This is a genomic window from Streptomyces sp. NPDC020742 (assembly GCF_040641675.1).
Taxonomy (GTDB): domain Bacteria; phylum Actinomycetota; class Actinomycetes; order Streptomycetales; family Streptomycetaceae; genus Streptomyces.
The window spans coordinates 163,718-187,865 of record NZ_JBFAEA010000006.1; the positions used below are offsets into that span (position 1 = coordinate 163,718).

General features: G+C 71.1%; 18 protein-coding genes, 1 tRNA gene and 1 pseudogene. 12 read left to right on the top strand and 8 right to left on the bottom strand.

Features of this window, described 5'->3' with window-relative positions:
• Positions 1-47 precede the first annotated feature (47 nt).
• The 4 genes from AB0G84_RS13905 to AB0G84_RS13920 all read right to left on the bottom strand — a co-directional run bounded on the left by AB0G84_RS13905 (position 48) and on the right by AB0G84_RS13920 (position 2,675).
• The gene (locus AB0G84_RS13905) at positions 48-884 is read right to left on the bottom strand and encodes an MBL fold metallo-hydrolase (RefSeq protein WP_361319508.1); all 837 of its coding nucleotides are present in this window, start codon (positions 882-884) and stop codon (positions 48-50) included.
• Positions 881-1,828: an NUDIX hydrolase gene (locus AB0G84_RS13910; protein ID WP_361319510.1), complete on the bottom strand. Its 948-nt coding sequence runs from the start codon at positions 1,826-1,828 to the stop codon at positions 881-883. Before AB0G84_RS13910 ends, AB0G84_RS13905 begins: the two co-directional genes overlap by 4 nt.
• A gap of 227 nt (positions 1,829-2,055) precedes the next feature.
• On the bottom strand, positions 2,056-2,520 hold the full coding sequence (locus AB0G84_RS13915; protein WP_361319512.1) for a RidA family protein: 465 nt from the start codon (positions 2,518-2,520) through the stop codon (positions 2,056-2,058).
• The gene (locus AB0G84_RS13920; protein ID WP_003967454.1) at positions 2,517-2,675 is read right to left on the bottom strand and encodes a DUF4177 domain-containing protein; all 159 of its coding nucleotides are present in this window, start codon (positions 2,673-2,675) and stop codon (positions 2,517-2,519) included. The genes AB0G84_RS13915 and AB0G84_RS13920 overlap by 4 nt, the downstream gene beginning before the upstream one ends.
• Before the next feature lie 209 nt (positions 2,676-2,884).
• Between AB0G84_RS13920 and AB0G84_RS13925 the strand changes: the two genes are divergently transcribed.
• Together AB0G84_RS13925 and AB0G84_RS13930 are read left to right on the top strand one after the other, a co-directional pair.
• On the top strand, positions 2,885-3,865 hold the full coding sequence (locus AB0G84_RS13925; RefSeq protein WP_361319514.1) for an ArsA-related P-loop ATPase: 981 nt from the start codon (positions 2,885-2,887) through the stop codon (positions 3,863-3,865).
• A complete protein-coding gene (locus AB0G84_RS13930; protein ID WP_361319516.1) occupies positions 3,862-5,235 on the top strand; it encodes an ArsA family ATPase in 1,374 nt (457 codons plus the stop codon). Before AB0G84_RS13925 ends, AB0G84_RS13930 begins: the two co-directional genes overlap by 4 nt.
• 476 nt (positions 5,236-5,711) lie before the next feature.
• On the opposite strand, the gene AB0G84_RS13935 is transcribed toward AB0G84_RS13930, so the two are convergent.
• Positions 5,712-6,053: a WhiB family transcriptional regulator gene (locus AB0G84_RS13935; protein ID WP_361319518.1), complete on the bottom strand. Its 342-nt coding sequence runs from the start codon at positions 6,051-6,053 to the stop codon at positions 5,712-5,714.
• A gap of 383 nt (positions 6,054-6,436) precedes the next feature.
• Between AB0G84_RS13935 and AB0G84_RS13940 the strand changes: the two genes are divergently transcribed.
• The gene (locus tag AB0G84_RS13940) at positions 6,437-8,650 is read left to right on the top strand and encodes a transglycosylase domain-containing protein (RefSeq protein WP_361319520.1); all 2,214 of its coding nucleotides are present in this window, start codon (positions 6,437-6,439) and stop codon (positions 8,648-8,650) included.
• 264 nt (positions 8,651-8,914) lie between these two features.
• Here the strand turns inward: AB0G84_RS13940 and AB0G84_RS13945 are convergent, their stop codons facing one another.
• Complete coding sequence (locus tag AB0G84_RS13945; RefSeq protein ID WP_361319522.1) at positions 8,915-9,379, bottom strand: GatB/YqeY domain-containing protein; 465 nt, start codon at positions 9,377-9,379, stop codon at positions 8,915-8,917.
• Between the two features lie 249 nt (positions 9,380-9,628).
• Here AB0G84_RS13945 and AB0G84_RS13950 point away from each other — a divergent pair, with 249 nt between their 5' ends.
• The 3 genes from AB0G84_RS13950 to AB0G84_RS13960 all read left to right on the top strand — a co-directional run bounded on the left by AB0G84_RS13950 (position 9,629) and on the right by AB0G84_RS13960 (position 11,535).
• Entirely contained in the window at positions 9,629-10,555 is a 927-nt protein-coding gene (locus AB0G84_RS13950; RefSeq protein ID WP_361319524.1) for a metallophosphoesterase, read from the top strand.
• 171 nt (positions 10,556-10,726) lie between these two features.
• Positions 10,727-11,449: an integral membrane regulator gene (locus AB0G84_RS13955; RefSeq protein ID WP_361319526.1), complete on the top strand. Its 723-nt coding sequence runs from the start codon at positions 10,727-10,729 to the stop codon at positions 11,447-11,449.
• A gap of 12 nt (positions 11,450-11,461) precedes the next feature.
• Positions 11,462-11,535: transfer RNA gene (locus AB0G84_RS13960), tRNA-Pro, on the top strand.
• A gap of 58 nt (positions 11,536-11,593) precedes the next feature.
• On the opposite strand, the pseudogene AB0G84_RS13965 reads toward AB0G84_RS13960, so the two are convergent.
• Positions 11,594-12,062, bottom strand: a pseudogene (locus AB0G84_RS13965) (LacI family DNA-binding transcriptional regulator); the annotation flags it as partial.
• A 583-nt stretch (positions 12,063-12,645) separates the two neighbouring features.
• On the opposite strand from AB0G84_RS13965, the gene AB0G84_RS13970 reads away from it, so the two are divergent.
• Positions 12,646-12,864: a type A2 lantipeptide gene (locus AB0G84_RS13970; protein WP_361319528.1), complete on the top strand. Its 219-nt coding sequence runs from the start codon at positions 12,646-12,648 to the stop codon at positions 12,862-12,864.
• A 291-nt stretch (positions 12,865-13,155) separates the two neighbouring features.
• Here the strand turns inward: AB0G84_RS13970 and AB0G84_RS13975 are convergent, their stop codons facing one another.
• Positions 13,156-14,445, bottom strand: a complete 1,290-nt coding sequence (locus tag AB0G84_RS13975) for a protein kinase (RefSeq protein WP_361319530.1) — start codon at positions 14,443-14,445, stop codon at positions 13,156-13,158.
• Between the two features lie 1,821 nt (positions 14,446-16,266).
• On the opposite strand from AB0G84_RS13975, the gene AB0G84_RS13980 reads away from it, so the two are divergent.
• The 5 genes from AB0G84_RS13980 to AB0G84_RS14000 all read left to right on the top strand — a co-directional run bounded on the left by AB0G84_RS13980 (position 16,267) and on the right by AB0G84_RS14000 (position 24,129).
• Positions 16,267-16,923, top strand: coding sequence for a YeeE/YedE thiosulfate transporter family protein (locus AB0G84_RS13980; RefSeq protein WP_361319532.1), 657 nt, complete (start codon positions 16,267-16,269; stop codon positions 16,921-16,923).
• Positions 16,923-17,339, top strand: coding sequence for a YeeE/YedE thiosulfate transporter family protein (locus tag AB0G84_RS13985; RefSeq protein ID WP_361319534.1), 417 nt, complete (start codon positions 16,923-16,925; stop codon positions 17,337-17,339). Before AB0G84_RS13980 ends, AB0G84_RS13985 begins: the two co-directional genes overlap by 1 nt.
• A 437-nt stretch (positions 17,340-17,776) precedes the next feature.
• Positions 17,777-18,127, top strand: a complete 351-nt coding sequence (locus AB0G84_RS13990) for a hypothetical protein (RefSeq protein WP_361319536.1) — start codon at positions 17,777-17,779, stop codon at positions 18,125-18,127.
• Between the two features lie 850 nt (positions 18,128-18,977).
• Positions 18,978-22,994 carry an AAA family ATPase gene (locus tag AB0G84_RS13995; RefSeq protein WP_361319538.1) on the top strand — a complete coding sequence of 1,339 codons (4,017 nt, stop codon included), beginning with the start codon at positions 18,978-18,980 and terminating at the stop codon, positions 22,992-22,994.
• A 346-nt stretch (positions 22,995-23,340) separates the two neighbouring features.
• A complete protein-coding gene (locus tag AB0G84_RS14000; RefSeq protein ID WP_361319540.1) occupies positions 23,341-24,129 on the top strand; it encodes a GntR family transcriptional regulator in 789 nt (262 codons plus the stop codon).
• Positions 24,130-24,148: the final 19 nt, after the last annotated feature.

Sequence of the window (24,148 nt, forward strand, 5' to 3'; positions counted from 1 at the left end):
TGGTCCCCGCCCGCCCCGGCCCCGGCCCTGCTCCGCTCGGTCGCCGTTCAGTCCCCGATCAGCCCGTGTTCGCCCAGGTACTCCAGCTGGGCCCGTACCGACAACTCGGCGGCCGGCCACAGGGACCGGTCGACGTCGGCGTAGACGCTCGCGACGACCTCGGCGGGCGTACGGTGGCCGGCCTCGACCGCGGTCTCCACCTGGGCGAGCCGGTTGGCCCGGTGCGCCAGATAGAACTCCACCGCCCCCTGGGCGTCGTTCAGCACCGGCCCGTGGCCGGGCAGCACCGTCGAGACCCCGTCGTCCACCGTGAGGGACCGCAGCCGGCGCAGCGAGTCCAGGTAGTCGCCCAGCCGCCCATCCGGGTGCGCGACCACGGTCGTACCGCGTCCCAGGATGGTGTCGCCGGTCAGCACCGCGCGGTCGGCGGGCAGGTGGAAGGAGAGCGAGTCGGCGGTGTGGCCCGGTGTGGGCACCACGCGCAGTTCGAGGCCCCCGGTGGTGAGGACATCGCCCGCTCCCAGCCCCTCGTCGCCGAGGCGCAGCTCCGGGTCCAGCGCCCGTACGGGCGAACGGGTCAGCTCGGCGAACCTACCCGCCCCGTCGGCGTGGTCCGGGTGGCCATGGGTCAGCACGGTCAGTGCGATGCGCTTGCCGGCGCGTTCGGCGGTGTCGATGACGGCCCGGAGGTGCCCCTCGTCTAGCGGTCCCGGGTCGATGACCACCGCCAGGTCGGAGTCCGGCTCGGCGACGATCCAGGTGTTGGTGCCGTCCAGCGTCATCGCCGACGGGTTCGGTGCCAGCACGCAGTGGGCGCGCGCGGTGGCCGGGCCGGAGATCACTCCGCCGCGGGGCTGGCCCGGGAGGGCAGCTGCATCGGTCATGCGGGGTTCCCTCCCGAGGGGCCGGGGGCGTCTGAGGGGCCGTCGGAAGCACCGTCCCCGGGGGCGGCGTCCTCGGCGCCCTGTTGCGCGATGTGCTTGGTGAATTCCTCGTGCCCGGGCCAGCTCAGCTCGATCTCGTCCCCCACCAGGCGGGCACGGGCCAGTACGGGCGTCAGGTCCTGCGCCTCCGCGGCGGCCAGGGCGGCCGCGGCGGCCGGGTACGGCTGGAGGCCACGCAGCGTGGCGATCGTCGGGGGCATCATCAGCAGCTCACCGCGGTCGTAGCCGGCGGCGGCCTCCTCCGGGCGGATCCACACCGTCCGGTCCGCCTCGGTGGACGCGTTACGGGTGCGCTGGCCCTCAGGCAGTGCGGCGACGAAGAACCAGGTGTCGTAGCGCCGTGGCTCGAACTCCGGGGTGATCCAGCGGGCCCAGGCGCCCAACAGGTCGGAGCGCAGGACCAGGCCGCGACGGCCGAGGAAATCGGCGAAGGACAGCTCGTGGGCGACCAGCGCCGCGCGGTCCGCCTCCCAGTCCTCGCCCGTCGTGTCCGCGACGACCGTGTCGGCCGATTCGCCGGCGAGCAGCACGCCCGCCTCCTCGAACGTCTCGCGCACCGCCGCGCAGACGATGGCCTGTGCGGCCGCCGGATCGACGCCCATACGGACCGCCCACTGGGCGCGCGAGGGGCCCGCCCAGGCCACCGGTCGCTCGTCCCGCGGATCGACCGAGCCCCCCGGATAGGCATACGCGCCTCCGGCGAAGGCCATGGAGGCGCGTCTGCGGAGCATGTGGACGGCGGGGCCGCCGGATTCCGAGTCCCGCAGCAGCAGGACGGTCGCGGCCCGCCGGGGCTCAACGGGAGTCAGCTCACCGCTCGCGAGCGCCCGGATGCGGCCCGGCCACTCCGGCGGGTACCACTGGCCATTGGTCGTGGACGACATGGCCGGATGCTATGCGCTCCTGCGCGGATGTTCGAGGGCCCCTTTTCCGCCGGGCCCCTCAGCAGGGACGACGCTGGCGAGTGCCCGGCCACCGCGCGGGGCGGGCCGGTCCCCCCGCCCCCGAACCCGCCCCGGAGGGGAGGAGGGGGAGGGGGAAGGCACCGCGTCCGCCCGAGGCCGAGGCCTCGGCACGGGACCGGGCCCCGGCCGGGTCCACCTGGTGCTGCCTAGTCCTCGACCTCGACCTGGATCTCGACCTCGACCGGGGCGTCGAGCGGCAGCACCGCCACGCCCACGGCGGAGCGGGCGTGCACGCCCTTGTCGCCGAAGATCTCGCCGAGCAGCTCGCTGGCGCCGTTGAGGACGGCCGGCTGGCCGGTGAAGTCCGGGGCGGAGGCCACGAAACCGACGACCTTCACGATCCGCCGGATCTTGTCGAGGTCACCGATGACGGACTTCACCGCGGCCACCGCGTTCAGCGCACAGGTCGCGGCGAGCTCCTTGGCCTGCTCCGGGCTGACCTCGGCGCCGACCTTGCCGGTGGCCGGCAGGGCGCCGTCCACCATCGGCAGCTGGCCGGAGGTGTAGACGTACGAGCCCGAGCGCACCGCGGGCTGGTAGGTCGCCAGCGGCGGCACGACCTCGGGCACCTTCAGCCCGAGCGAGGCCACCTTGTCTTCTACGGCGCTCACGCCTTCTCCCTCTTGAGGTAGGCCACCAACTGCTCGGGGTTGTTCGGGCCCGGCACGACCTGGACCAGCTCCCAGCCGTCCTCGCCCCAGGTGTCCAGAATCTGCTTCGTCGCGTGCACGAGCAGCGGCACGGTCGCGTATTCCCACTTGGTCATGGGCCGAGCGTAATGCCTGTCCACGGCGGCTGCGGACGCCGTCCGGCGCGGGCCGCCCGTCCCCGCCCGACCCGGCGCCGCGGACGTGCCACCGCCCGCCCCCTACGGCACATCCCTGACCCTCCCCTGACCCTCCCCGGACGGATCTCCGGGTCTTGTCAGGCGTATCCCGTGCGTAGCCGCGACGAGGACTGGTTAGGCTCCTTGGCGTGAGCAGGCTCCATGTCGTCAGCGGCAAGGGCGGCACCGGCAAGACCACGGTCGCCGCCGCCCTCGCGCTCGCCCTGGCCACCGAGGGGCGCCGCACCCTCCTGGTCGAGGTCGAGGGCCGGCAGGGCATTGCCCAGCTGTTCGAGACCGAAGCGCTTCCCTACGAGGAACGCAAGATCGCAGTGGGTCCCGGTGGCGGGGAGGTCCATGCGTTGGCCATCGACGCCGAACGCGCCCTGCTGGACTACCTCCAGATGTTCTACAAGCTCGGCAGCGCCGGCCGCGCGCTGAAGAAGCTCGGGGCGATCGACTTCGCCACGACCATCGCGCCGGGCCTGCGGGACGTCCTGCTGACTGGCAAGGCGTGCGAGGCGGTCCGCCGCAAGGACAAGAGCGGCAGGTTCGTCTACGACGCGGTGGTGATGGACGCCCCGCCGACCGGCCGCATCACCCGCTTCCTGAACGTCAACGACGAGGTCGCCGGCCTCGCGAAGATCGGCCCGATCCACAATCAGGCGCAGGCCGTGATGCGGGTCATCAAGTCGCCCGAGACCGCGGTGCACCTGGTGACACTCCTGGAGGAGATGCCGGTCCAGGAGACCGCGGACGGGGTCGAGGAGCTGCGCGCCGCCGGCATCCCCGTCGGCGGCATCGTCATCAACATGACCCGCCCGGCGCTGCTGGACAACGGCGATCTGGACGTCATCGCCGCCCGCGGGGCCCGTACGGGCGTGGCCAGGGCGCTGTCCCAGGCCGGTCTGGGCGGTGCCCGGCGCGGCGGCCTGGCGGACCGGCTGATCGACCCCTTGCTGGAGCAGGCCCGCGAGCATGCCGAACGGGTCGAGCTGGAGCGCGCCGAGCACGCCGAGCTGACCGCTCTCGGCCTGCCCACCTACGAGTTGGAGCTGCTCCCCGAAGGAGTGGATCTCGCCGGGCTCTACCGCCTGGCGAGAGACCTGCGGAAACAGGGGCCCATATGACCTTGGACGACACGACGCTGGACGCCTCGGCCCCGGGCCTCGAAGTCGATGCGCTGATCGACGACCCGGGGACCCGCATCGTGGTGTGCTGCGGCTCGGGCGGCGTCGGCAAGACCACCACCGCCGCGGCGCTGGGCGTACGCGCGGCGGAGCGCGGCCGCAAGGTCGTGGTGCTGACCATCGACCCGGCCAGGCGGCTGGCACAGTCGATGGGCATCTCCGAGCTCGACAATGTCCCCCGCCGGGTCAAGGGCGTCGACGAGGCCGCGGGCGGCGAACTGCACGCGATGATGCTGGACATGAAGCGCACCTTCGACGAGATCGTCGAGGGCCATGCGGACGCCGAGCGGGCCCGCGCCATCCTGGAGAACCCCTTCTACCAGTCCCTGTCGGCCGGTTTCGCGGGCACGCAGGAGTACATGGCCATGGAGAAGCTCGGCCAGCTCCGTGCGGACGACGAGTGGGACCTGATCATCGTGGACACGCCACCGAGCCGCTCCGCGCTGGACTTCCTGGACGCGCCCAAGCGCCTCGGCTCCTTCCTGGACGGCAAGTTCATCCGGGTCCTGATGGCACCGGCCAAGGTGGGCGGCCGGGCCGGCATGAAGTTCCTCAACGTCGGCATGTCGATGATGACCGGCACGCTCAGCAAGCTCATGGGCGGCCAACTACTGCGCGACGTCCAGACGTTCGTGGCCGCCATGGACACCATGTTCGGCGGCTTCCGCACCCGCGCGGACGCCACCTACCGCCTGCTGCAGGCCCCCGGCACGGCCTTCCTCGTGGTGGCCGCACCGGAGCGGGACGCGCTGCGCGAGGCGGCGTACTTCGTCGAGCGGCTGGCCGCCGAGCAGATGCCGCTGGCCGGCCTGGTGCTCAACCGGGTGCACGGCAGCGGTGCGGCCCGACTCAGCGCCGAGCGTGCGCTGGCCGCCGCGGAGGTCCTGACGGAGGGGCTCCTACCGGAGGAGGCGCCGGCGGACGGGGTGGCCGAGGGCGAGCGCCCCGAAGCGGACCACGCCGAAAATAATCTTGAAGCCACCGGCATTGTGGATCTGGGCGAAGGGAAGACTGGATCCGGTACCGCCGGTGGCCCCTCCCCCGCCGCGGCGGCGCCTATGACACCCACGCCGGCCTCAGCGGCCCAACTCGCCGCCGGGCTACTACGACTGCACGCGGAACGCATGCAGGTCCTCGCGCGCGAACGGCGCACGCGGGACCGCTTCAGCGCACTGCACCCCGAGGTTCCGGTGACGGAGGTCGCCGCGCTCCCCGGGGACGTCCATGACCTCGCCGGCCTCCGCGCGATCGGCGAGCGACTGGCCCTGAACGGCCCGGAAACCGGCATCTCCGACAACGCTGACAATTAGCGACAGATCACAAGGGCACCCGCCGACAGCAGCCGACTTCCCTGGCGGCGCCACCGGCCGGCACGCCCTTCCGCCGCCTTTCGCCTCTCCCGGTGGGCGGCCGCAACTCCCGCCACTCCACGACCGTTCCGGCGCATCTGAGATCGCTGCATCGCGTCACGGCACAGCACGCGCGCATCCTCCGCCCGCTTCCCGGCAGACGCCAACGGCGCGACAGACACCAACGATCACGGCCATCGGCATTACGGCCATGGGCATCATGACCGCCCACACCACAACCGTCGACACCGCGGACCGGCCGCCAGCAGGAAGCCGCTGGCCGCGCCCACGGCCATGACTCACCGCTCACGATCCGTCGCCCGTGCCGTATGCCCACGACCGCCCGGCACTGTGACAGGACCGGACCGTGACAGGACCGGACCATGACGGACGGCAGCGCACCCGCGACCGGACGTTCCCACCGGTCGCCCGGCCCGCTATCCGACCGCGGCGAAGGCGTCGAACTCCTCGTCCTCGCAGTCCACCGGCAGCAGGCCCGTGCTGCGCTCGTATTCCGTACGCGCGGTCTCCAGCAGGCGGCGCCACGACGTCACGGTCGGGCGGCGGCGCAGCAACGCCCTCCGCTCGCGCTCGGTCATCCCGCCCCACACGCCGAACTCCACCCGGTTGTCCAGGGCATCGGCCAGGCATTCCGTACGCACCGGACATCCGGTGCAGACGGCCTTGGCGCGGTTCTGCGCGGCCCCTTGAACGAACAGCTCATCCGGATCGGTGGTGCGGCAGGCTGCCTGTGTACTCCAGTCGGTTACCCAGCTCATGCTGGCGCCGTCCTCTCCCGAATCGAGGCTCCCCCACGGCGGCAAGCGGCATATTCACCGTTGCCAGTTGAGGACGTTACGGAAGGCGGGCAGGGCGCAACACCCCCTTCGGGCCCAATCTTGAATGGCCCGAACGGACTATGCGTACGCGGCAGATCACCCAACGGAGTGACCGTGCGACATACGTCACTTACCTCATAAGGCAGGACAGTTCACTGCGTTGACGCGGGGTTTCGGTCGATGCGCGGGGACACGGGAGGGCCGGTCCGTGAGGAAGTGGGGGTTGACGAACTGGGGCGTAACCGTTCGGCGGTGGCCGCTGAAAACAGGCTAGGCGAACAGGTGCGCCCCTGTCCGGCGAATGAGAACGTAGGCTGGCTCCCATGCCCAACAAGCGCGATGGCGGAGGTCTGTCCAAGACGCAGGCGGCCGCGAAGTTCCTCGGCGTCAGCGTCCTGGCCGGTGCGGTGCTCGCCGGCCTCGCGCTCCCGGCGGCCGGGGCGCTCGGCCTCGCCGCCAAGGGGTCGGTCGAAGGCTTCGACGAGATCCCGGCGAACCTCAAGACCCCGCCGCTGAGCCAGCGGACCACCATTCTTGACGCCGACGGCGGCGAGATCGCCAAGGTCTACTCCCGTGACCGCACGGTCGTCGACCTCAAGGACATGTCGCCGTACATCCGGAAGGCGATCGTCGCGATCGAGGACGCGCGCTTCTACGAGCACGGCGCGATCGACCTGAAGGGCATCCTGCGGGCGGTGAACAAGAACGCCCAGTCGGGCGGCGTCTCCCAGGGCGCCTCCACCCTGACCCAGCAGTATGTGAAGAACGTCTTCGTCGAGGAGGCCGGCGACGACCCGGACAAGGTCGCGCAGGCCACGCAGCAGACGATCGGCCGCAAGGTCAAGGAGCTCAAGTACGCGATCCAGGTGGAGAAGGAGCTCGGCAAGCGCCGGATCCTGCAGAACTACCTCAACATCACGTTCTTCGGGCAGCAGGCCTACGGCATCGAGGCCGCCGCCCAGCGGTACTTCAGCAAGCACGCCAAGGACCTCAGCCTGGAGGAGTCGGCGCTGCTGGCCGGCATCGTCCAGTCGCCCAGCCGTTACGACCCGGTCAGCGCCCCCAACGAGGCCACCCGGCGGCGCAACACCGTGCTCCAGCGGATGGCCGATCTGAAGGACATCACCCAGGCGCAGGCGGACGCGGCCGCCAAGAAGCCGATCAAGCTGGCGGTCAGCCGCCCCAAGAACGGCTGCATCACCGCCACCCACGGCGCCGGATTCTTCTGCGACTACATCCGCAAGGTCTTCCTCGGCGACCGCTCCTTCGGAAAGAACCGCGAGGAGCGGCTGAAGCGCTGGGACCAGGGCGGCATGACCATCCACACCACCCTCGACCCGCAGACCCAGAAGTCCATCCAGGCCTCCCTGAGCGACCACGTCTACCAGGACGACCCGGTGGCCTCGGCCGCGACCATCGTCGAGCCGGGCACCGGCAAGATCCTCGGCATGGGCCAGTCCCGCCCGTACGGCTTCGGACCGAACCAGACCGTGATCAACCTCTCGGTGGACCACAACATGGGCGGCGGCGCGGGCTACCAGCCCGGGTCGACCTTCAAGCCGGTGATCGCGGCGGCCGCGCTGGAGCAGGGCACCAGCCCCGAGCAGGAGTACCCCTCGCCGTACCGGATGCCGTACCCGAGCCCGGTGCAGACCTGTAACGGCGAGTGGCGCGGTTCCCCCTCCGACATGACCCAGAACGAGAACCGGCAGGAGGTCGGCCCCTACGGCATGAAGGAGGCGACCGCGAAGTCGGTCAACACCTACTTCGTGCAGCTGATCAGCGACATGGGCATCTGCCCCGCGGTGAAGATGGCGCAGAAGATGGGCATCGAGCGGGCGGACGGCAAGCCGTTGCAGCAGGTTCCGTCGATGACGCTGGGCGTGCAGGAGATGTCGCCGCTGACCATGGCGTCCGGTTACGCGGCCTTCGCCAACGGCGGCGAGTACTGCTCCCCGGTCGCCATCGAGTCGATCACCGACGCTCGCGGCCAGCAGCTGCGGGTCCCGCAGACCAGCTGCCGCAGCGCGATGTCCAAGCGGACCGCGGACACCGTCAACACCCTCCTCAAGGGCGTGGTCGAGGACGGCACCGGCAAGGAGGCCGGTCTCAAGGGCCGCGACAGCGCGGGTAAGACCGGCACCAGCGACAGCCGGTACGCCGCCTGGTTCGTCGGCTACACCCCGAACGCCGCGGGCGCCGTCTGGGTCGGCGACCCGCAGCACAAGCGCAAGATGTACAACATCACCATCGGCGGCGTCCCGCACGAGAAGGTCTACGGCGCCGACACCCCCGGCCCCATCTGGCGCGACGCGATGACCGGCGCACTCGCCGGCCGGCCCGCGCCGGCCCTGCCCACGGTCCCGGTCAGCGACCCGGTGAAGGACAAGGGCGGGGACCAGGGCGGGGACCAGGGCGACGACAAGGGGCGCGGCAAGCACCGGCCCGGGCGTGGCCACGGCGGCGACAACAAGCCGGGCGGCGGCTGGCACCTCCCGGACTGGCCGGGTCTGTTCGGCGGCACCAACGGGGGCTGAGGGCGGGCTGGTTGAGGCCGCCGACGCGATGACGCGGCGGCCCACGGCCGAACCGGCAGCCCGTTCCGGCGCAGCAGCCCGGCGGCACGCAGCGAGAAGGGGCGCCTCCCTTGGGGGGCGCCCCTTCGGCGTCGGTGTCCGTGCGCGTCGGCGTCCGTGCGCATCGGCGTCCGTGCGCATCGGCGTCCGTTCTCCGGCCGCGGCTCGGCGGTGCCGTGTGCGGCCGGTCATCGGCCGCACCGGGCGTGCGGCCGAGCAGCGGGCTCAGCCGGCCAGCAGCTTCTTCACCATCGCGGCGACCCGGCCGCCCTCGGCGCGCCCCGCCACCTGCGGGTTGACGATCTTCATCACCGCGCCCATCGCCCTCGGCCCCTCGGCACCGGCGCCCTTGGCCTCCGCCACCGCCGCCGCGACCAGCGACTCCAGCTCGTCGTCGGTCAGCGGCTTGGGGAGGTAGTCCGCGAGCAGCTCGCCCTCGGCGCGCTCCCGCTCGGCCTGGTCGCCCCGGCCGCCCTGCTCGAAGGCGTCCGCGGCCTCCCGGCGCTTCTTCGCCTCCCGCGCGATGATCTTCTCGACCTCGCCGTCGGACAGCTCACGCGCCGCCTTGCCCGCGACCTCTTCCTTCTGGATCGCGGTCAGGGTGAGACGGAGGGTCGAGGAGCGCAGCTCGTCGCGCGCCTTGATCGCGCTGGTGAGGTCGTCCTGCAGCTTGGTCTTGAGCGTGGTCATGCCGATGAGTATGCCCCGCCCCACCGACAACCGCCGCGCCTTTTCCCCCCGCGCCCCCTCCGGACCCCCGCGGCCCCGCCCTTGTCCCCACCCTCTTCCCGGCCTCCCCCGCCTCCCCCGCCTCCCCTGCCTCCGTGCTCACCCGGCACTGCCGGTGCCCGGCCGCGGCAGCTGTGGGGGCCGGCCCCCGCACACCCCGGCCGCCCCTCCCGCTGCAACCACCCCCGTCACTCTGCAACGATGGGAACCATGCGCGCGCGATACGGAGTACCCCTGACCTTGACCGCAGTCGGCGCAGCCGGCCTGGCCTACGCCGCCGGCTTCGAAGTCCGCTCGTTCCGCCTGCGGCGCGTCACCGTTCCCGTACTGCCCCGTGGCATGCGCCCGTTGCGCGTCCTGCAGGTCTCCGACATCCACATGGTCGGCGGGCAGCGCAAGAAGCAGCGCTGGCTGCAGTCGCTCGCCGGTCTGCGCCCCGACTTCGTCATCAACACGGGGGACAACCTCTCCGACCCCGAGGGCGTCCCCGAGACCCTCGACGCGCTCGGCCCGCTGATGGAGTTCCCCGGTGCGTACGTCTTCGGCTCGAACGACTACTACGGCCCCAAGCTGCGCAACCCCGCCCGCTATCTGCTGGAGCGGGTCCAGGGCCGGCACGGCCTCAACGGCAACGCGCCGGTCGTCGGCGCCGTCCACAACCCGTGGGAGGAGCTGCGCGACGCCTTCGACGCCGCCGGCTGGGTCGGCCTGTCCAACACTCGCGGGCGCCTCAAGCTGGAGGGCATCGAGATCGCCCTGACTGGCCTGGACGACCCGCACATCAAGCGCGACCGCTACGCCGAGGTGGCCGGCGGCCCGGAATCCGGCGCCGACCTCTCCCTGGCCGTGGTCCACGCCCCCTACCTGCGCTCCCTGGACGCCTTCGCCGCCGACGGCTACCCGCTGATCCTGGCCGGCCACACCCACGGCGGGCAGCTCTGCATCCCCTTCTACGGGGCCCTGGTCACCAACTGCGACCTCGACACCGACCGGGTCAAGGGGCTGTCCACCCACACCGCCGCCGGCCGCACCTCCTTCCTGCACGTCTCCGCCGGCTGCGGCACCAACCGCTACACCCCGGTCCGCTTCGCCTGCCCCCCGGAGGCAACGCTGCTGACCCTCACCGCACGGGACTGACCGCGGCGCCGGGCGCCCGGCCCCCCGGTGGCGCGGTCCGACCACCCCGCTCCGCGGGCCCGCCTCCTGGGGGGCGCCGCTTGGGCGCCGCCTGGGGCGGGCGCCGCCGACACGGAGTTCCGTACCGCGCCAGCGCGCCCCCGCCGCCCCTCCTCCCCCTACCGTGGAGGAATGTCCGACCCCACCCGGACCTCGCAGTCCACGCGCCACATCGGCGGCCCGGCCGGGGCCGCCGCCCGCACGCCGGCCTACGCCGTCGCTCCCCGGGTCCGCCGGCCCCTCGCGGCCGCCTTCCGCCTCCTGATCACCGCGGCGGCCCTGACCGGCCTCTTGATGGCGGCGCGCAGCGGCCCCTCGCCCGCCCGCCTCGCCGCCTCGTTCACCGGGCAGGCCACCCTCGCCCTGGCCGTGGTCTCCGCGGGGTCCGCCCGCCGCGCCTGGACCGGTCGCCACCCCCTGAGCCCCCGCCTGACCGGCGCCGTCCTCTGCTACGTCGCCCTCGCGGCCCTCGCCCAGCACGCCCTCCCGGTCACCGCCTTCACCCTCCCCTCCCCCGGCCCCGGCGCCACCGCCGCCCAAGCCCTCCCGCACCTCCTCCTCTTCACCCTCGTCCCGCTCGCCGCCGTCGCCGACTGGCTGCTGCTCACCGCCCCGCGTGGCTTCCGCCTCGCCCATGCCCGGCAGTGGCCGGCCTACCCGCTGCTCTACCTCTGCTTCGCCCTCACCCTCCCCGCCGCGGCCGGCGCCCCCGCCCCCTCCCTGCCCACCGCCCTCACGCTGGCCCTCGCCGCCTTCCTGCTGCCGCTGATCGCCATCGGGACCGACCAGCTCAGGCCCGCTCCCCGTCGCCGCGGGAACCGGATTTCACCTACGGGGATCAGTCCGCTAAAGTAGAGCTCGTTGCTTCGGGGTGTAGCGCAGCTTGGCAGCGCGCTTCGTTCGGGACGAAGAGGTCGTGGGTTCAAATCCCGCCACCCCGACTGAAGGAACACCAGGTCAGGGGCCTGATCCACTCAGTGGATCAGGCCCCTGATCCGTTTACGGAGCCCTCTTGGGAGAAGATCTTGGAATCCCCCTCCCAGGCGGCGGCCGCCGCCCCGCCCTCAACAGCCGATCGAGCGCGGCCACTGGTGACGTGGGACACATCGCCAACCGGGCGTCGATAGACGCCTCCCAAAGACCCGTCAGGCCGGACAGCAGCCGCCTCCGCATGCCCGCGGCCACGTGGGCGTAGCGCGCGGAGACGGAGCCGTCGATGTGACTCATGCGCTCGTCCATGAGGACCTTCTCTGTGCCGAGGTCCGCCAGCATGGTCCGGTGCGTGTGACGCAGGCCGTGGGGTGTGGCCCGTGGGCAATCGGGATCTAGCCAGGTCCTCGACAGCCTGCTCCCCCTGTACCCGCGTGGCTCCGGCAACGCGGTCGGGGCGGTTCAGGACGTTGGACACCGTGCCGGCGGAGACACCGGCACGGCGCACGACATCGACCAGCTTCGCGCCCTGGAGGCCGCGGACACGGCCTTCTCCTTCTTCTCCCACGGGTCGACTCTCGATCTCGTACGGGCCGCGCCAATGGCTGCTGCGCTTCTCCGCGAACCCCAAGTGTCCGAGGAGGGAGTTGTGGGCTAATTCGGGGCCTGCGTGACGGCGGCCTTCACGATGTGATTGTAGCCGTAAAAGCCGACATCGTTGCTTGAAAAGGGTGTTGGTGTCGATGCGGCCGATGGCGGCAGGAATGGCTCCGGCGGAGACGGTGCGGGTAGCGCGGGCGGATTTTCCTTGAGGGCGGCATCCGCGAACCGCACAGGAAGGTCACGGACTCCCCGTATGACCCGGGCCCGCCGCGCCCTGACCGGTCTCGAATGCCGACATGTCCCACCAGTTTCCGGCGGCGATGGCGCCCTAAACCGGCCACGTGCGTCGGATCTCGAAAGAAGTGTGAAGGCGTTCCCGTGATCCCGTGAACGGTTCCACGGGTCGGCATGTGGGGATATTGGGGAACCTCGGAAGACATTACCGATGGGCCGGGGTCGCCGGGCGGCCGGTCGGCATGGTTTGCTCTCGCGCCAAGCTATGAGTGGAAAGGACAGTCATGCGTAACGACTTCACTCCCGTCGAGACCCGAGAGATTTCCGAGGCCGACCTGGACGGCGTTTCCGGCGGCGTTCTCGGCGACATGGTTCAGGACGCCACGTCCGCGGTCCCGGGACTGCCCGGGCTGCCCGGCGGCACGATCAGCGGCGGCGGCGGCATCCAGGTCAACGGCCCCGTCTCGGGTCAGGCCAGCTTTTCCGGCATAGCCGGGCTCTGACGCCCCGACAATCCTCTGCGCACTACTGGTCAATTCGGGGCCGGGCTACTGCGCCCCGTCGGTGGTGCGTTGGCGAATTCAGGGGCTCGCGTGACGTCGGCCTTCAGGGCTCGGTTGAGGCCTGAAGGCCGACGTTGTCGTTTGGGGTGGGTCCGGGTGTCGTCAGCCGGTGGGCTCGGCAGAGATCCTGACGGAGACAGTGCGGGTGGCTCGGGCGGCGTCCCCCCAACAGGTGGGGCGGCAGGGGCCAGGCGATGCAGACCGTGTGAGGATCCGGGCTCCGGGCGCCTGTCAGTGCTTGCGCTTGCCGGGCCTGCCGGCCTTCTTGGGGCCTGGTGTGGCTTTGGGGGCCCTCTCCGGCTTCTGCTCGGCAAGCTGTGCCGGAGGTGGGGAAGCAGTCTCGTACGACGCCGAGGGGGGCGGCGTGGCGGGACTCGTGCTCGTGGAGGGGTTGGTCTGCGGCCCCTGCGCTGAGCCGGTGTCGGGCGAGAACCACACTATGCCCGCCAGCAACGCCAGGGTGAAGATGCCGGCGCCGCCCAGCACAGCCACCAGCCGGGAACGACGGAGGAACGGCAGGTGTGCGCGGCGGGTCGCGGACCGGTGCACGCTCGTCTGCCACTCGGTTTCCGCCACCGGGGCGAAGGCACGGTCGGAGTGGGCGGTGGGAGCGGAGAGGGAGCCTGCAGGGGCGGCGGCTCTTGAGCCGGTGACGTGCGGCCGGTCCGGGCGGCCGTGATGCCCGTGTTCGCTCGGCAGCGGCTCCCGCGCACCGCGCCAGGCTCCGCGCCCGAACCAGTCCGCCACCTCGTCAGCCGTGGGTCGGCTCTCGGACTCCTTGGCCAGCAGACCGAGCAGATAGCTCTCGAAGGCGGGCGCTAGATCGACCCCGAGTTGCCGGGGTGGGACCGGGGCGGCATCAAGGTGCTGACGAAGCACCGCGAGCGCACCGTCCGCCTGGAACGGAGGCCGGCCGGTGAGGAGTTGGTAGAGCACGCAGCCCAGGGAGTACACGTCGGATGCCGGGCCGGCGGTGCGGCCCAGAGCCCGCTCGGGCGCGAGGTAGAGGCTGGTGCCCACGATCTGACCGGTGGCGGTGAGCGCGGCACCGGGGTCGTCGAGGAAGCGGGCGATGCCGAAGTCGCCGATCTTCAGGGTTCCGTCGGCGCCCAGCAGGAGGTTGGCTGGCTTGATGTCCCGGTGCACGATGCCCTGCCGGTGCGCGGCGGCCAGCCCAAGGGCGGCCTGTGCGGCGATGTGGGCCACGTGCTCGGCGGGCAGCGGTCCGGAGACGGTGAGCCGGTCGGCGAGGCTGTCCCCATCGACGAGCTCCATCACCAGGAACAGACGGTCTTCGTGCTCGCCGAAGTCGAGAACGGCGACCACGTGCGGGTGGCTGAGGCGTCCGGCGGTCTGCGCCTCCAGCCGGAAGCGGGAGGGCGCGGTGGGGTCGGAGTCGTGGGGGAGCAGGAGTTTCACGGCAACCGGTCTGCCGAGCGTCTCGTCGAAGGCCCGCCAGACCTCTCCCATCGCGCCCCGCCCGATGGTGTCACGCAGCCGGTATCGGCCCGCTATCAGCACTTGTTCTTCATCCTCATGCCCAAAGACGTCTTGATCGCCGCAGGCCATGACTCACCGTGGGGCGCGGATCAAGGTGCGGGGTGCCGCAGCGGCCCCAGCGTACCGGCCCTGCAACCTTGTCTTTCCGCGCAGCGCAGAGCCCGTCTGCTACGGGCAGCCCCGCCAGAGGACAAGGATGCGTGCATGGTTAGCGGCTGAGTCGTGACGGCTTTAAGTTGCTTTATTCACAAGAGCGCTGGATTGGTGACCATCTCTCGCCATCAGTGACATTCCAGGGGCACAGCACGCTGAAAGGAGTGACCCGATCATGAGGGTCGAGGCGCTCGCTCTCCTGCGGAGGTACGCGGGCGCCGACCGCAGGAGCGGGCCGATTCCCCCCGTGCTGGCCCGCTCCTGCGCGCATACGGCAGCCCGGGCGTCCCACGTGGCAGTGGCCCGCGGGCTGCCGTCATCAGTGAATCCCGCAAAGGACGTCGGGTAGCACCGGCGACCAGGAAGGTCGCCCTCTCGCAGGCGTCCCCCCGGGGTTCTGAAATCCGCGTTCTCATGGCCCCATAACCAACACCTTCATTACCTCATGCCGGTCTTTTCACCCAATCGATGAGCCGAGCCCACCAGCCGCCCCTCGATCGGCCTGGCCGACTCCCTGGGTAATCAGGAGCGTGTGTGCGTCGCGACGCCCCATCCTGTCGGTCTGGCACCGATTCCGATCGAATCGTCGCCTCCGCTATGCGTTCACGCTTGCGTTCCGCGGGCTCGCACATGCACCGCTGATCCGTTGGCACACCCATGAGAACTTGGTCCACATGCCTTCCGCAGCCCTCATAGGTCAACTTCCGGCACGACCGACAGACAGCACGTTGGCACATTATTGCCCTCCCTTAACTCTTCGTTTGACATCCAAGACATTCACGCCACCACCACAAGAAACTCCAGAATTTACACCGCCTCCATAAACAGCTGACTTGCGCCAGCGCGAGCCGCGATCACGCAGTCGAATCGCGACCCAAGTGACCTCGCCGGCGGTCATAAATTTCCGGACACGAGAGGCAGACGCCGCAAATCCGTCGCGGAGGGTACCTCACTGGGTGGCGCCAAGTGAACTGTTTGGAAAAATTCCCCGAGTTGCTCGGAACACAGAAACAATGGTTGCATCGCGCCCGGTCGAGGAATGGAGGCACAGCGCCTTACTGTCACTGCCCGCCACCGCATTGCTTTTCAGACCGTCGACCGGACACAGCGAGGGCAGGAATCGAGAACGGCAACCGCCCTCCGCGAACGGGTGGTGCGCCAGTCAGGAGGGAGCAACGTGGGTTGCTCGCACGCCACAGGATGCCCCCTTTTTCCCCTACTCAGGGCGAGCTTGCAGGGTTGGCGCGAATACTACTGCGACAGCGCGGATCGATGGCTTGGCTGTGCGCGCTACCAGATGTCACTCACCGGCGAGCGCGTGCCGATCAGCCTGCTGCCCAACGGAGCAAGCGCGCGACACCTCGAAGCCCGGACCGGGGTGGATCGATCCGGCGCCACCAGCCCGGCGGCGGTCCCCCAACAGCCCCCGCCGCCACGGCCCGCTTCGGGGCCGCCGGAGACCGCGTCCTGGCCCCAGCCAACACCGGCCCCGCCACATGAGCAGTCAGGACCTGGCACCGCGCCGCCCGAGGCCATGGCCCAGTTCGGGGTACCACCTACGCCAGCAGCTGCCTGGGATCAGCAACCGTCACCGTCCCCACAGGTTGCCCGACCTTCGGACAGCCTCGCTGCGCCCGGCTCGAAGCGCGGCTGGTGGGCTCGATTTGCCGACTGGATGGGAGGACCCGCATGAGTACCTACTGGCCCTGGTGGGCGGGCGCTATCGGGCTCGCTCTGGTCACGATCAACCACAGCCTCATCACCGATCGGTCTCTCGGGGTGTCGGCCGCGTGGGATCGCGTGCTGCACTGGCGTCGCGAACGCCAACTCGAGCGGATGGACGAGGAGTTCACCGACGATCAAGCGCTCGCTGAGGCGCTTGCCGCAGCCACAGCGGAGCACTTCGGCACCGGCACCGGCACGTCGACCGTGCCGCAGGTTCCGTACGGGGAGTCGCAGCCGCTCGAAGCCGACGCCGAAGCGGCAGCGAGTGAGCGCCCGGCAGCCACGAGCCTGCGCCCGGCCCCGCTGGTCACTCAGGCTGCCCTGCTGATGTCGATCTTCCTCGGCGGGTTCATCGCCGCGGCCACCTCCGGGCGGTTCCACCTCAGCTACGACCTGGGCCCGGGCTTTCGGAACCTGGTCACCGCCGATCCGACCACCATGATCGCCGTGCTGTTCGTGGGAGGCGTGCTGGTCGGCTTCGGCACTCGGCTGGCCGGTGGGTGCAGCTCCGGCCACGGACTCAGCGGCTGCGGCCGGCTACGCCCGGTCAGCATCGTCGCGACCGCCGTGTTCTTCGGCACCGCCGTCGCGGTGTCGTTCCTCCTGTGGAAGGTGATCTGATGCGCACCCGGGGTGCGATTCTGCTGGCCAACATCATCACCGGACTGGCCCTCGGTTATACCGTCACCAACATCGGCTTCGGCGACTACGCCGAGTTGAATCGCATGTTCACCTTCCAGGACCTGCGTATGTTCCTGTCCTTCGCGGGTGCTGTGGTGATCATCGTGTGCGCGTTCGCTCTGCTGCGGGTCCGCCGCACCCCAGGGCGCATCCATGCCGGCGTGATCCCCGGCGCGGTGTTGTTCGGTACGGGCTGGGCGATCTCAGGTGGCTGCCCTGCGATCCCGATCATCCAGGTCGCCAGCGGATACCTGCCGGCCCTGATCACGATCGTCGGCGTCATCGTCGGTATCCGGCTGTGCCGCTGGGCCAACGCCCGATACTTCCACCTCGACCGCGGCTCCTGCGGGCTGTAACCAAGCACGCCCGTCGCCACGAGCCATGAAGGTGGGGGCTCGCTCTTCTGGTCCTCTTCGACGCCGTCGCCAGATGACGCTGGGTCAGGCTTGGAACAGTAACCTCCCTCATCCAGCAGACTCATTGAATAGGTGACGATACAAGGGAAACGAAGATTCACTGCTCGAAGCGTCACCGAACGGTTGCTGTGCGGAAACCAGAGTCATAACATGGAAAGCAGAAGGCACCCAAGCATCAGCCGACTGAATGTGTGACCGTGCGGTCGAGCGCAGAGCGGCGGACGACTTGATGCTTGGGGCGAGTTGTCGCCGGCGGGGTGAAGAATAGGGCACCCCGCCCCTTAACCCCTCCCGCAATTGAGCCGTTAGGCCCTTTATGCCCTGCGCTCCACAGTTGGGGGTGCTTCCTGGTACCGCTACCAGAAGGGGGCACAGCAATGGCAGACAAGGTCGCATACGAAACAGACGGGGCGCCGGATCTCCGGTCGAGAGAGGCCACCGAGGTAACCCCCGTGGAGACGCTGGTGCCATCGGCAGCCGGTTTCCTGGGGCTCATGCATGGTCACGGCATCGTCATTCAGCCATTTACTGGCCTTACCGGCGTGACACACAATCATGCGGTCATGGCGTCACTGACCGAGATCCACCCCGACGGCCAACCTTTCATCGGCAATGCCGTTATGAAGATCTGCAACGTGGCTCCGCACGATAATGGAGTGGTTGACGTCCGCGTAGAGATAAGTTGGGACAGCGATCTGCCCGTGCGGGTCAGCTTCCTGGTCTCCTAAAGGTGATGGGTGGCCTGCCGGTCCTGCGGGACCAAGGCGAGGCCGGCTTGGCAGCGACCGTACGAGGTCGCGCTCGCCGCACTGAACGCGGCCCCGCGGTCAGACCGACCCCGGCCGGAACACCACCGAGTCAGGCGCTCAGGGCGCCTCACACGCGGACGAAGAGGTCGCGGGTGCATGTCCCGTCAGGCCCGGTTTTCGGAAACGGAAACCGGGCCTGATGCGTTTTCCGGGCCGGATCGGGGTGGGCGGGAGCGGATCTTGGGCGGGGCCCGTCGGGTGGTGGCTGCTGACGTCACTTCAGGGGCCTTGCCGGTGCTCACCGGACGCCGTGCCGGACGTGCCCCCGGACACATGCGGTACCCGGGCCGTGGTGCCGGGCGGAAGCGCGGCAGTGCGCGGAAGGAGAAACAACGCCGCGCCATTCGCCACCGGTCCCTCCCCTCGTGGGGACCGGTGTCGAACGGCGCGGGCGGTCGGTCCGCGCCACAGCGGCGTGGACCGAGGACGGTCGGACCCGTGGGCGGCGCGGAAGCGGTCCGGGCGGGACCGGCTCCACGGGTCCTGCGCGTTCATCGGCCCGGGCCGTGACCACCGGCCTGCGGGTCCGGCGGCGGGTGGCCGTGGACCTGCACCGAGAGGTGTCCGAGGACGTGCACCACGAGTCCCCTCTCGGGCAGTGAGGCGGTGGGCGGTCCGGGTAGGAACCGGTTGGTCGCCGCTGGATGGTGATCCTGCCAGCTGTGGCTCACACCGAGGAGGTTCCGGTACCGGGCCGGGGGATTCATCGCAGGTCAGCGAGCTAAGGTGAGTTTTCCGGTCCGGATGTCCTAGTGCGGGGAAGTAGGGGGTGGAGGCCTTGAGTTCCGACTCAGGCGCACGTACAGCCTTCGCGGAACGTCTCGCGCTGCTGTACAAGGAGGCCGGCAATCCGCCCCTGAAGACGGTGGCCGAGGCGGTCGTCCGGCTTCAGCGGGTCGACGAACGCGGGCGGCCCGTACGGGTTTCGGTGCAGCGGATCAGCGACTGGCGACGGGCCAAGAACGTGCCCGCGCAGTTCGCCGCCCTCGCCGCGGTGCTGAACATCCTGATACCCCAGGCCCGACGCCTGCGGCCCACGCCGGTGTCCACCGGGCTGTACGACCTGGCGCAGTGGCACCGGCTCTGGGAGCGCGCGGTCGCCGGGCCGGCCGGTGACCGCGGTGCGGCGCCCGCGCAGGAGGAGGAGCGGGCCACCGACGAGGCGGCGCCCGTCAGCGGGGTGTGCCCGTACCGCGGGCTGGCCTCGTACCGGCAGCAGGACGCCCGGTGGTTCTTCGGCCGGGAGCGGAGCACGGAGGCCCTCGTCGCCCAACTCCGCGCGGCGGAGCGGACGGGCGGCCTGGTCATGCTCGTGGGCGCCTCGGGGGCGGGGAAGTCCTCCCTGCTGAGCGCCGGCCTGGTACCCGCGCTGCGGAAGGGCGCCCCGGACGGCGAGAACGGCGAGGAGCGAGTGGTACTCCAGCTCGTGCCGGGAGCCGATCCGCTCGCCGAGCTGACCCGCCGGATCCCGGAGCTCGCGCCCCTCGTCTCCGCGGCGGAGGAACCCTCGGCAGCGGCGCCCGGCACCCCGGAGTTCGGGCACGCGGTGCGGAAGGCCGCCACGGCGTGGGCGCGGCGCGAGACGTCCGCCGCCGCCCGTCCGGTCGTGATCGTGGACCAGTTCGAGGAGGCGTTCACGCTCTGCTCCGACGAGGCGGCCAGGCGCACGTTCGTCCAGCTGCTGCACGCCGCCTGCACGCCGGCCGATCCGTGTCAGCCGGCCCCCGTGCTCGTCATCCTCGGCATCCGCGCCGACTTCTACGAGCAGTGCCTCGGCCACCCCGAACTGGCCGATGCGCTGCAGCACCGGCACATGGTGCTCGGGCCGCTGACCACCGCGGAGCTGCGGGAGGCGGTGACCGGCCCGGCCAAGGCCGTGGGCCTGGAGCTCGAACCGGGGCTGGCGGAGCTGATCGTCCGGGAAGTGGGCGCGGACGGCCCCGGCGGGGCACACGACGCGGGGGTGCTGCCGCTGCTCTCCCACGCCCTGCTCGCCACCTGGCAGCGGCGGAAGGCGGGCCGGCTGACGCTGGCCGGCTACCGCGCGGCGGGCGGAATGCAGGGCGCGGTGGCGGCGACCGCCGAGCGGGCCTGGTCCGGTCTCGACCCGACGGCCCGCACGGCCGCGAGGCTGCTCCTGCTCAGGCTGGTCCGGCTGGGCGAGGACACCCAGGCCACCCGCAGGCGGGGGACGCGGCGCCAACTGGCGGAGGAGTCGACGGATCCCCACAAGACGGAGGAATCGCTCGAAGCGCTGGTCCACGCCCGCTTGGTGACGCTCGACGCGGAGGCCGTGGAGATCACCCATGAGGCGCTGCTCCATGCCTGGCCGCGGCTGCGCGACTGGATCGACGAGGACCGGAACGGCAACCTGCTGCGCCAGCAGTTGGAGGAGGACGGCAGGGCCTGGGAGGGCTCGAACCGCGACACCTCGCTGCTCTACCGGGGCTCCCGCCTCGAACAGGCCCGTACCTGGGCGGAGTCCGCCGGTGGCACCTTCCTGACCCGCAGCGCGGTGGAGTTCCTGGCCGCTTCGGTCCGGCTGCGCAGGCGCACGGTCCTGCTGAGCCGTGGGGCGGTGGCGGCCCTGGTCGTCATGGCGGTGCTGGCCGTCGGCTCGGCGGTGGAGGCGTGGCAGCAGCGGGACGACACCGTCTTCCAGCAGGTGCTCGCCGAGGCCGACCGCGCCCAGTACACCGATCCGTCCCTTTCGGCCCAACTCGATCTGGTCGCACACGATTTGCGGCCCGACGATAAGAACACCAACAACCGGCTGGTCTCGACGGTGAACGCACCGCTGGCCACCCCCCTTCCGGGCCACACCGGCGCCGTCTACCTCACCTCGTTCAGCCCGGACGGGCGGGTCCTGGCCACCGCCAGCTACGACCGGACCGTGCGCCTGTGGGACGTGGCGGACCCCACCCGCCCCAAGCCGCTGGGCAAGCCCCTCACCGGCCACCAGAGCTGGGTGAGCAGCGCGGTCTTCAGCCCGGACGGACACACCCTCGCCAGCGCTTCGGACGACGGCACGATCCGGCTGTGGGACGTACGGGACCCCGGCCACCCGCGGCCGCTCGGCGCGCCGTTGGTCGGCCACGGCGGCACGATCTACCTGGTCGCCTTCAGTCCGGACGGACGCACCCTGGCCTCGGCCAACGAGGACCACCGCGTGCGCCTGTGGGACGTGCATGACCCGCACCGGCCGAAGGCGCGCGGTGCCCTGACCGGCCACACCGCCGCCGTGCGCTGTCTGGCGTTCAGCCCCGACGGACGGACGTTGGCAACCGGTGGCGACGACCACACGATCCGGCTGTGGGACATGACCGACCGGCCTCGCCCCCGGCCGATCGGCCAGCCGCTGACCGGCCATACGAGCACGGTGCACTCGGTGGCCTTCAGCCCTGACGGCCGCACGCTCGCCAGCGGCGGCGCGGACAACACCCTCCGGCTCTGGAAGGTGGCCGATCCACGGCGCGCGGCACCGCTCGGCCCGCCGCTCACCGGCCACACCGGTCCGCTGTGGTCGGTGGCGTTCAGCCGGGACGGAAACATGCTCGCCGCCGGCAGCGCCGACAGCACCGCGAGCCTGTGGAACGTCAGCGATCCGGCGTACCCGTCGCAGGTCGGCGAGCCCCTCGCGGGCAGCAGCGGGGAGATGTTCGCGGTGGGCTTCAGCCCGGACGGCAAGACCCTCGCCACGGGCAGCGGCGACAGCAAGGTCCGCCTGTGGTCGATACCGACGTCGGACGTGATCGGCCGGGTCGGAGTGTTCCGCCCGGACGGACGGGTGCTCGCCACGGCCCCGCTCAACGGGCGGATCCGGCTGTGGAACGTGGAGCACCCCGACCGGCCCGCGTCGCTGGGCAAACCGTTCATGCCCGCGGACGGCGACGACCGTACGCCGGTCTTCTCCCCCGACGGCCGCACCCTCGCGGTGCTGACGGGGCACCGGGAGGTGTATCTGTGGAACGTCAGCGACCCGGCCCGGCCGGTCTCCTACGGGCCGCCCATCACCCTGCGGACACGGTTCATGGGTGACCACGCGCTGGTCTTCAGCCCGGACGGGCGCACGCTCGCCACCGCGTACACCGACCGCACCTTTCGACTGTGGAACGTCGGCGACCCCTCCCACGTCGTGCCGTACGGCGCGCCGCTCACCGGTCACAGGGGTTACCTCAACGCCCTCGTCTTCAGCCCGGACGGCCGCACGCTCGCCAGCGGCAGCGCGGACGACACCATCCGGCTCTGGAAGATGACCGACCCCCGCCGCCCCGCCCCGCTCGGCGCGCCCCTCACGGGGCACCTGGGACCGGTCAACGCGCTCGCCTACAGCCCGGACGGCCGCACCCTGGTCAGCGGCAGCGACGACGACACCGTCCGGCTCTGGAACACCTCCGACCCCCGCAGGGCGGCCCGGCTGGGCTCCCCGCTCACCGGGCACACCGAAGCGGTCGTGTCGCTGACGTTCAGCAGGGACGGCAGCACCCTGGCGAGCGGCGGCCACGACAACTCGGTCCAGTTCTGGAACGTCAAGGTCCCCTCCAGGGCCGTTCCCCTCGGACAATCGACGAGCCCCAACGCCAAGACCGGCACTTTCCTGTCGTTCAGCCCCAGGAACAACCTGCTCGGAGTGTCGAGCGGCGGCGGCACCGTCCGGCTGTGGGACCTGGACAGCCGCCGGGCGATCCGCCGGATCTGTTCGACCACACGGGGCGTTCTGACGCCGGAGAAGTGGCACGAGTACCTGCCCCAGCTCTCGTACGACCCGCCGTGCGGGGGGCAGTGAGGGCGGCGTTCACCCACGGCGTGCGACCGGGCGTCCGACGGCGGGGGCCGGCTCCCGCCCCCGCCGTCGGCGCCGCACCACCCTGGGCCCCGCCGTCTCCGCTTCGCCTCCCGCTACGTGACACCGCTCACAAGTCCGTGTTCCGATCATGCAGTTGGCTCCCGCCGCGCCGGCAGCCTTGCTAGTCTTGGCCACAGCCCGATCGCTGGTGCATCCCCCGTCGCCAGCGATCGGGCGTTTTCATGCCCCGCGCCGCGCCCAGGGGCGCCTCTCCGGGAGCCGTAAGGTGGGGGCCACCCGGCAGGTCAGCCGGCCGGGGCACCGAGGAACGGAACGGTGGGCACCCATGGCCGTGGCAGACGAACGGCTCGCGGACGAGCTCCGCGAGGCCATCCGTGCGGGTGAGCTGAAGCCGGGGGAAGAGCTGCCGGCGGAGTCGGAACTCGCCGCGCGCTTCGCGCGCGACGTGCCGGCGGTCCGCGAGGCACTCCGCGTCCTGCGGGCCGAAGGGCTCATCGAGCGGCAGCACGGGCGCGGCCACAGGGTCCGGCAGCGGGGCACGGGCGCGTCGCGCACGAACCTCCGCCACCAGTGGGAGAAGAACCGGGCGCGCGCACCGCTGCAGGAGCGGGCCCGGACCGGCGCCACCGAACACGACACCGGGCTGACGGCCGACGACCTGGTCTTCCACGCGTCGTACCGCACGGTCGAGGCGTCCGAGGACCTCGCCGACGCCTTCGGGCTCCCCGAGGGCACCGCCCTCCTCGAACGCACCTACCGGACCCGCCCCGCGGCCGGGAGCGCGCCCTTCGGCCTGGTGACCTCGTACCTCGTCCACGACCTGGTCGCGCCGAACCCCGATCTCCTGGACGAGACCAAGGAGCCGTGGCCCGGCGGTTCGCAGAGCCAGCTCTACACCGTCGGCATCGAACTGGACCGCATCGAGGAGCGCATCACCGCCCGCCCGCCGACGCCGGAGGAGGCGGCGGAGCTGGAGCTGCCGCCCGGCACATCGGTCCTCGTGCTGCGGAAGACCTCGTACGGCATCGACGAGCGGATCGTCGGCGTGTCCGACGTCGTCCTGCCCGGTGACCGCACGGAACTGCTGTTCATCACGCCCCTGGAGAGGTGGTGAGTGCCGTGCGCCGGCGCAT